Source organism: Stutzerimonas azotifigens DSM 17556 (genome assembly GCF_000425625.1).
GTDB classification, from domain to species: Bacteria; Pseudomonadota; Gammaproteobacteria; order Pseudomonadales; family Pseudomonadaceae; genus Stutzerimonas; species Stutzerimonas azotifigens.
This window is the reverse complement of record NZ_KE384414.1, coordinates 1-7,980: the sequence shown is the minus strand read 5'-3', so window position 1 is coordinate 7,980 and position 7,980 is coordinate 1. Positions and strand designations below refer to the sequence as shown.

Sequence of the window (7,980 nt, the reverse complement as noted above, 5' to 3'; positions counted from 1 at the left end):
GCTTTAGCCCACCGACTGCTGAAAGCCGTGGCCTCTCTGGTGGGCTGAAGCCCACCCTACGCGAACGCCGCCCGGCCCCTGCGAGATTCGGCGCCGGCTTTTCCCTTTTCCCTCGGGAGAAGGTGGCCCGGCCGGGGCCGTTGCATGCCAGCCCTCACCACCGAATCCCGGGGGTCAGGTCAGCGCCTTCACCGCGTCGGCCAGGTCGTCGTAGGTGTAGGGCTTTTGCAGCAGGGGATAGCTGACGCCGTCCTGCACGGCGTCGCTGAAGCCGGTGGTGAGCAGCACCGGCAGTTCCGGCAGCCGTTCGCGCACCCGGTTGGCGAGCTCCAGGCCACTGATGCCGCCGGGCATGATCACATCGCTGAACAGCAGATCGACACGGATCACCCGGCTCAGCTCGGCCAGCGCCTCGCTGGCGCTGTGCGTCTGCAGCACCTCGAATCCCATCATCTCCAGCATCGCGGCGGCCACCTCGGAGAGGTTCTGGTCGTCCTCCACCAGCAGGATGCGCTTGTTCGATCCGGGGCCGCGCCCGCCGGTCCCGGAGCCGCCGCCGAGCGCCGGCAGGTAGAGGGTGAAGGTGGTGCCCTCGCCGGGGGTGGAGTCCACCCGGATGCCGCCCCGCGACTGCTTGATGAAGCCGTGCACCTGGCTCAGCCCCAGCCCGGTGCCTTCGCCGAAGCGCTTGGTGGTGAAGAAGGGCTCGAAGATGCGCGAGCAGACCTCGGCGGAAATCCCCTCGCCGTCGTCTTCGATGGCGATAGCGACGAAGGGGCCGTGCAGGTTGTCCAGCTCGCCGGCGAGCTCGCAGCACCAGGCACGCAGGTGAATGGTGCCGGTCCCGTGGATGGCGTCGCGGGCGTTGATCGTCAGGTTCAGCAGCGCCAGTTCGAGCTGCTGCGGGTCGATCTCGATCTCTGGCAGATCGTCGGCGATGTCGGCGGTCAGGCAGACGTCCCGGGGCACCGACTGCTCGAGCAGGGTGACGGTCTGCCGAAGCGTTTCCGAGGGGCTGATCACCCGTGCCTGCAGCGGTTGCCGGCGGGCGAAGGTCAGCAGCTGGCGGGTGATGGCGGCGCCGCGGTCGGCGGCGTCGGTGATGATCTTCGTCTGTCGCTGCACCCGTGGTTCGGCCGTGCTGCGCAGCGCCAGTTCGGCGGCGCCGCGGATGATGGTCAGCAGGTTGTTGAAGTCGTGCGCCAGGCCGCCGGTCAGCTGGCCGAGGGCCTCCAGCTTCTGCGACTGCAGCAGCTGGTTGCGCGCTTCCTCCAGCTTGCGTTCGGCTTCCAGGCGCTCGGTGATGTCGCGGGTGACCTTGGCGAACCCGATGTGGCGGCCGTTCTCGTCGCGGATCGGATCGACCACCACGCTGGCCCAGAAGGGCTCGCCGTTCTTGCGCAGCCGCCAGCCCTCGGCGGCGAAGCGGCCTTCCTCGAGCGCCGCGCGCAGGGCGCGCGCCGGCACGTCGGCGGCCAGGTCGTCGGGCGTGAAGAAGCGCGAGAAATGCGTGCCGATGACTTCGCTGCCGGTGTAGCCCTTGATGCGCTCGGCACCGCTGTTCCAGCTGCTGATGCGGCCTTCGGTGTCGAGCATGTAGATGGCGTAGTCGGTGACCGCATCGACCAGCAGGCGGAAGCTGCGCTCGCTTTCCAGCCGCAACTGCTGGGCCTGGTACTGCTCGGTCATGTCGCGGGTGATCTTCACCAGGCCGAGCAGCGCGCCTTGCTCGTCGCGCACCACGTCGAGCACGGTCAGCGCCCAGAAGCGCTTGCCGTCCTTGCGCAGGCGCCAGCCTTCGTCCTGGAAGCGGCCCTTGGCGAGCGCCGTCGCGATGGCCCGCTGCGGCTTGCCGGCCAGGCGATCGGCCTCGGTGAAGAAGAGGGAGAAGTGCTGGCCGAGGATTTCATCCCGACTGTAGCCCTTGATGCGCTCGGCACCCGCATTCCAACTGATGATGTGCCCGTCGGGGGCGAGCATGTAGATGGCGTAGTCGACCACGGCATTGATCAGCAGCTCGTAGTGCCTGGGAGACAGCTGAGGCGATGGTTTCTGGGGGGCGGTCATGAGGGGCTCGCAGCATCGGGCACGACCGCACAGGATGCCACCGGCGCGCGGGTCTGTCAGGTCGCGATTGCGATTTATCGGACGAAAACGCCGAAACCGCGCGCCATGAGCGTGGCCAGCAGCGGGATGATCAGCAGCCCGAGCAGTTCGATGCGGATCACCCAGGTCACCGCGCGCACCGTCCGCTCGCCCACCTCGGGCGCCTCGCCGGCCTTGATCCGGTTACGCCAGCCGAGGAAGGTCAGGGTCGGGTAGATCGACAGCAGGGCGATCAGCAGGAACAGCCCGACCTTGGCGTGGAATACGCTGTTGTGCAGGTAGTAGTCGATGCCCTTGCCGAACCAGAACACCCGCGACACGCCCGTGGCCAGGACCATCGCCGCGACCAGGCCGAAGGCGATGTCGATGCGGAAGAGGCTGCGCGCGCGCTCGAAGGTCAGCGGGCGCTTGAACAGCTGGTGCTCGAGGGTGAGCAGGGCGAACAGCAGGAAGATCGCGAGGTAATGCAGGTAGGCAGCGATGGCGTGCGCCATGTCAGGGGTCCTTTTCCAGCCGGCGCGGTCCGAGCGGTGCGCCCAACGGGCGCCATGCTGCTTGATTCGCCGCGCTTTGAAAACCGCTTGGCAGTCATTGCCCGCGGCTTCAGGCGCAAAGCGGTACGCCCGGCCGGCCGGTGTCCGGGACCCAGCCGTCACGGCGCTGGATGCGCCAGCCGAGCCCGGCCAGGCAGAGCCCCCGCACCAGCATGAAGGCCAGGAAGGCCAGCCACAGCCCGTGGTTGCCGAAGTCCTGCAGCAGCCAGCCGAGCGGCAGCGCCAGCAGGGTGGAGGCCAGCATGCTGTCGCGCATCTCGCGGGCGCGGGTGGCGCCGATGAACAGGCCGTCGAGCAGGTAGCTCCAGACCGCGATCAGCGGCAGCGCGGCCAGGTACGGCAGATAGACGCCGGCGACCTGGCGCACTGCCGGGATGTCGGTCTGCAGCGCGATGAACAGCCCGCCGCCGAACAGGAAGGCCAGGCTGAACAGCAGGCTGGCCAGCAGCGCCCAGCCGGTGCTGATCACCAGCCCGCGCAGCAGCGCCAGGCGGTCGCGCGCGCCTATGGCGTGGCCGCACAGCGCTTCGGTGGCATGCGCCAGGCCGTCGAGGGCGTAGGCGGTCAGCATCAGGCCGTTGAGCAGCAGGGCATTGGCCGCCACCGTGCTGTCGCCGAGCCGCGCACCCTGGAAGGTGACCAGGAAGAACACGCCCTGCAGCAGCAGCGAGCGGATGAAGATGTCGCGGTTGACCGCCAGCAGCGGCCGCCAGTTGCGCCAGTGACGCAGCGCGCCGGCCGCCAGCTGGCCGCTATGGCGCCGCAGCGCCGGGCGGGTCAGCGCCAGGCCGAGCAGGGCGCCGCTCCATTCGGCGATCACCGAGGCGCGCGCGGCGCCGACCACGCCCCAGTCGAGCCCGAGCACGAACCACAGGTCGAGCGCGACGTTGGCCAGGTTGGTCACCAGCAGCAGCGCCAGCGGCGCCCTGGCGTTCTGCGTGCCGAGGAACCAGCCGATCAGCGCATAGCTGGCCAGCGCCGCCGGCAGGCCGAGCAGTCGGGTGTGGAAGTAGTCGCGCGCCAGCGTGTCGAGCGCCTGCGACGGCGCCATCAAGCGCAGCGCCTGGTCGCTCAGCGGCACCGCCAGCACGCCGAGCAGCAGCGCCAGGGCCAGCCCGAGCAGCAGGCTCTGCAGCAGCACCGCACGCAACGCATCCCCATCGCCGCGCCCGGTAGCCTGGGCGGCGAAGCCGGTGGTGCCCATGCGCAGGAAGCCGAGGCTGCCGATCATCAGGCTGTAGAGCGCGCCTCCGACCGCCACGGCGCCGAGCTGGTGCGCGTGCGGCAGGTGGCCGATCACGCTGCTGTCGACCAGCGTGACCAGCGGGATGGATATGTTGGAAAGAATCATCGGCGCGGCCAGCGCCCACACCTGCCGGTGGGTGGGGGCGTGGTGCCAGGCAGCGGTCAGGCGGGTCATCGGTGGGCTCCGGAGCACAGCCGGACACTATACGTGGCGGCGGCCGGGGCGGGCAGGCGATGGGAAGAAAAGAACATTCATCGCGGCGCGGGCATTCGGGCCCCGGCGGTATCGGTGGGCGGTGGGCTGAAGCCCACCGTGCCGGTGCCGCTCCCGTAGGGGCGGGTCGGCGACGTTCCGCTTCAGCCCACCACCCTTGCTCCATCCAAACCAAACCCGCGAGCAAGCAGGATTTGTTCAGGCACAGCCCTCAGTGAATCAGCCAGCTCAGCAGCCACAGCCCCAGCAACAGCAGGATCAGGCCGCTGACGAAAGCCCGTCGGAACAGCGCGCGGACCGCCGCGATCAGCAGCATCAGTCCGACCACCAGGGCCGCCAGGCTGACCAGCGAGCTGTCCATGCCCAGCGCGCGCGACAGGCCCTGGATGAAGTTGTGGCCCGCCGAGGCGAGCATGTCGAAGAAGCCGCCGAGCAGGTCGACGATGAAGCGGATGATGCTTCCCAGGGCTTCGCCCAGCCATTCGAAAAATCCTTGGACTTGCATGATTCCTCTTGCTCCGCGACCAGGGGGAGGCGCCGGCTCGCACGGTCGCCTGGGCATTGGGCTGCCGCTCGTCGCCGGGAGTTCCCGTCGGGGGCGGGCGAAACGGGGCGACCGGCCGTCGGCGGGGACATGTCTTTTTTGTGACGGGCTTCAAGTTTGTCAGGTGGGCGCCGATAACTGCATACGATTTCTCTATTTTTGTATACAAGATAGAGGCCGTCCCATCCCTCCTGTGTTTCCCAGTGGAGTATGCCCATGCAGTTCTGGCAGCGCAGCATCCAGCGGCAACTGATCCTCAGCATGGGCGCCGCCCTGCTGGTCAGCCTTCTGATCGTGGTCGCGGTCTATTCCAACGTGGTCAGCCGGATGACCGAGCGCTATCTGCTCGAGGGCGCGCTGCCGGCCAATGTCAGCGCGATCCGCAACGACCTCGAGCGCACATTGGCGGCGCCGCTCACCGCCATTGCCGGCATCGCCGACAACAGCCTGGTGCGCGACTGGCTGGCCAATGGCGAGGACCCGGCGCAGGCCGACGCCTTCGTCCGCTACCTGCAGGGCGTGGAGACCAGCCAGCAGGCGCTGACCACCTCGATCGCCGTGCTCGGCAGCGGCCGCTACTACTCCGAGAGCGGCCTGGCGCGCACGCTGGAACGTGGCAATCCGCGCGACGCCTGGTTCTACAGCCTGGTCGACAGCGGTGTCGAGCGGCGCCTGGACGTGGACATCGACAAGGCCTCGCAGCTGCCAACGCTGTTCATCAACCAGCGCATCAGCGCCGGCGGCAAGACCCTCGGGGTGGCCGGGCTCGGCTACAGCCTGGCGAGCATGTCCGAGCTGATCCGCGGCTTCCATTTCGGCGAAAGCGGCGAGGTATACCTGGTCGCCAGCGACGGCCAGGTGAAGGTGCACCCGCGCGCCGAGCACAACGGTTCGGCCAACCTCGCGTCGCTGACCTCCGTCGAAGCGGCCCGCGAGCTGCTCGCCGGCAAACGCGAGGTGGTGCGCTTCGAGCGCGACGGCGAAACCTTCCTGGCCATCGCCCAGCCGCTGGACAGCCTCAGCTGGCTGCTGGTGAGCGAGGTGCCGGAAGCGGAAATCTACGCCGAGGCGCGGCGTACCCTGTGGATGACCATGGCGATCGGCGTCGGTATCGCCCTGCTGTGCCTGGCGCTGGTGGTGTTGCTGGCGCGCGGGCTGGTCCGACCGATCCGCCAGGTCACCGCGGCACTGGTGGAAATCGGTGGCGGTGGCGGCGACCTCACCGCCCGGCTCGACGAGCGCCGCGCCGACGAGCTCGGTGACCTGGCGCGCGGGTTCAACCGCTTCCTCGACAGCCTGCGCGGCCTGATCGGCGACGTGCTGGCCACCAGCGAGCGGCTGCGCAGCGCAGTCACGCAGGTGGCGGCGGTGGTCGACAACACCGCCGAGCGCGCCGGACGGCAGCACGAGATGACCGACATGGTCGCCACTGCGGTGAATGAGATGGGGCTGACCGTGCAGGAGATCGCGCGCAACGCCAGCCAGGCGGCCGAGGCCTCGCAGGCCGCGCGCCAGGAAGCCAGCCAGGCGCGCCAGGTGGTCGGCCAGTCGGTGGCGCAGATCGAGCGGATGTCCGGCGAAATCGGCAGCGCCGCCGGGGCAGTGGGCGAACTGGCCGAGCAGGTCGCCTCGATCGATCAGGTGCTGGCGGTCATCCGCGGCATTTCCGAGCAGACCAACCTGCTGGCGCTCAACGCCGCGATCGAGGCGGCGCGGGCCGGGGAAATGGGCCGCGGGTTCGCCGTGGTGGCCGACGAGGTGCGCACCCTGGCCAGCCGGACCCAGGCCTCCACCGACGAGATCCAGCAGATGATCCTGCGCCTGAAGCAGGGCGCCGACACGGCCGTCAGCTCGATGCAGGCCGGGCAGGGCGCGACCGGCGCAGGCGTCGAGTCGAGCCAGCGCACCGGGCGCTCGCTGGCGGCGATCACCGATCAGGTCGAGCGCATCAGCGACATGAACATTCAGGTCGCCGCGGCCACCGAGGAGCAGACCACGGCGACCGAGGAAATCACCCGCAACGTGCAGGGCATCGCCGACCTGGCGCACGCCACCGCCGGCGAGGTGCAGAGCTGCCGCGACGACTGTCGGGCGCTGAGCCGCCTGGCCGAGGATCTCGGCCGGCAGATGGGCAGCTTCCGGCTGTAGGGCGGGCGGCGGCCGCCGTCATCTCGCTGACATCTGTCGTCGGCATGCTGCGGGCTTCCTCATTCCGGGCCCGCATTATGTCCACATCCCTGGTTGCCTCGCCGGCCTCCCGCATCCTGCGCCACCCACTGTTCTTCGCGGCCCTGTTCCTGGCCCTGGGGCTGTCGGTGACGCTCAGCTTCCACCTGCACGAGCGCGCGCTGCATCACCTGGACGTCGCCTGGCGCGACCTGGACCGCCCGCGCGCCGGCCTGGGCCTCGACGCCTTCCGCGCAGACCTGCAGGCGCGCCCGGTCGCCGGCGTCGACGACAACCTCTCCGGCCTCGCCTGGGACGCCGATCGCCGCCAGCTGTGGGCGGTGGTCAACAACCCGGAAGCGCTGGTGGCCCTGGACGAGAACGGCGGGACGATCGCGCGCTATCCGCTGGAGGGCTTCACCGACGTCGAGGGGATCGCCTACCTCGGCGACGACCTGCTGCTGCTCGCCGAGGAGCGCGAGCAGCGGCTGGTGGCGCTGCCGGTACCGACGCGCGAGGGCCCGCTGCGACGGGGCGCCGGGCAGACGCTGTCGCTCTCGCTGGGAGAGGCCGGCAACGCCGGCTTCGAGGGCCTCGGCTACGACCTCAGGGGCGACCGGCTGTTCGTGGTCAAGGAGCACTCGCCGCGCAAGCTCTACGAGATCCGCGGGCTCAAGGGACTGCTGACCGGGCAGGGCGGCGACCTGGCGATCCTCGACCGTTCGGCCTGGCTCGAAGACAAGGGCATGGCCACCGACCTGTCCTCGGTACATTACGACGATCGCAGCGGGCACCTGCTGCTGCTCAGCGACGAGGCGCGCATGCTGCTGGAACTCGACGGCGAGGGGCGGCTGGTGAACTACCGTTCGCTGTGGGCGGGCTTCGCCGGGCTGTCCGACAGCGTGCCGCAGGGCGAGGGGCTGACCCTGGACGACCAGGGCCGGATGTATCTGGTCAGCGAGCCGAACCTCTTCTATCGCTTCGAACGGGCGCCCTGAACGCCCGGTGCCGACTGGATTTCAATGCCGCTCCGATGAGACTGCTGCTTGCACCGTACTCCCTCATCCGGCCCTGCGGGCCACCTTCTCCCGGGGGAGAAGGGAAAGGCGCGGCGCAGTCTGCAACCGCGCCGAACACCTGTAGGAGCAGGC

The 7,980-nt window shown here is 69.4% G+C and carries 6 protein-coding genes; 2 read left to right on the top strand and 4 right to left on the bottom strand.

Annotated features, from left to right (window positions below; translation table 11 throughout):
- Positions 1–174 precede the first annotated feature (174 nt).
- The 4 genes from H610_RS0117275 to H610_RS0117260 form a co-directional block, all read right to left on the bottom strand.
- Positions 175–2,067 (bottom strand): hybrid sensor histidine kinase/response regulator, encoded by a 1,893-nt coding sequence (locus H610_RS0117275; protein ID WP_028240851.1) that lies wholly within the window; start codon positions 2,065–2,067, stop codon positions 175–177.
- Positions 2,068–2,141: 74 nt separating this feature from the next.
- The gene (locus H610_RS0117270) at positions 2,142–2,600 is read right to left on the bottom strand and encodes a DUF2214 family protein (protein ID WP_028240850.1); all 459 of its coding nucleotides are present in this window, start codon (positions 2,598–2,600) and stop codon (positions 2,142–2,144) included.
- 109 nt (positions 2,601–2,709) lie between these two features.
- A complete protein-coding gene (locus H610_RS24110; protein ID WP_051231844.1) occupies positions 2,710–4,080 on the bottom strand; it encodes an MATE family efflux transporter in 1,371 nt (456 codons plus the stop codon).
- 250 nt (positions 4,081–4,330) lie between these two features.
- The gene (locus H610_RS0117260) at positions 4,331–4,624 is read right to left on the bottom strand and encodes a hypothetical protein (protein WP_028240849.1); all 294 of its coding nucleotides are present in this window, start codon (positions 4,622–4,624) and stop codon (positions 4,331–4,333) included.
- Between the two features lie 255 nt (positions 4,625–4,879).
- On the opposite strand from H610_RS0117260, the gene H610_RS0117255 reads away from it, so the two are divergent.
- Positions 4,880–6,811, top strand: a complete 1,932-nt coding sequence (locus tag H610_RS0117255) for a methyl-accepting chemotaxis protein (protein ID WP_028240848.1) — start codon at positions 4,880–4,882, stop codon at positions 6,809–6,811.
- Between the two features lie 77 nt (positions 6,812–6,888).
- Positions 6,889–7,827, top strand: coding sequence for an SdiA-regulated domain-containing protein (locus tag H610_RS24105; RefSeq protein WP_043238907.1), 939 nt, complete (start codon positions 6,889–6,891; stop codon positions 7,825–7,827).
- Positions 7,828–7,980: the final 153 nt, after the last annotated feature.

What these genes read in the sequence shown, in the direction of transcription:
- H610_RS24105 (WP_043238907.1), top strand. Translation starts at nt 6,889, where the DNA reads ATGTCCACATCCCTGGTTGCCTCGCCGGCCTCCCGCATCCTGCGCCAC.
- H610_RS0117270 (WP_028240850.1), bottom strand. Translation starts at nt 2,600, where the DNA reads ATGGCGCACGCCATCGCTGCCTACCTGCATTACCTCGCGATCTTCCTG.
- H610_RS0117255 (WP_028240848.1), top strand. Translation starts at nt 4,880, where the DNA reads ATGCAGTTCTGGCAGCGCAGCATCCAGCGGCAACTGATCCTCAGCATG.
- H610_RS0117260 (WP_028240849.1), bottom strand. Translation starts at nt 4,624, where the DNA reads ATGCAAGTCCAAGGATTTTTCGAATGGCTGGGCGAAGCCCTGGGAAGC.
- H610_RS0117275 (WP_028240851.1), bottom strand. Translation starts at nt 2,067, where the DNA reads ATGACCGCCCCCCAGAAACCATCGCCTCAGCTGTCTCCCAGGCACTAC.
- H610_RS24110 (WP_051231844.1), bottom strand. Translation starts at nt 4,080, where the DNA reads ATGACCCGCCTGACCGCTGCCTGGCACCACGCCCCCACCCACCGGCAG.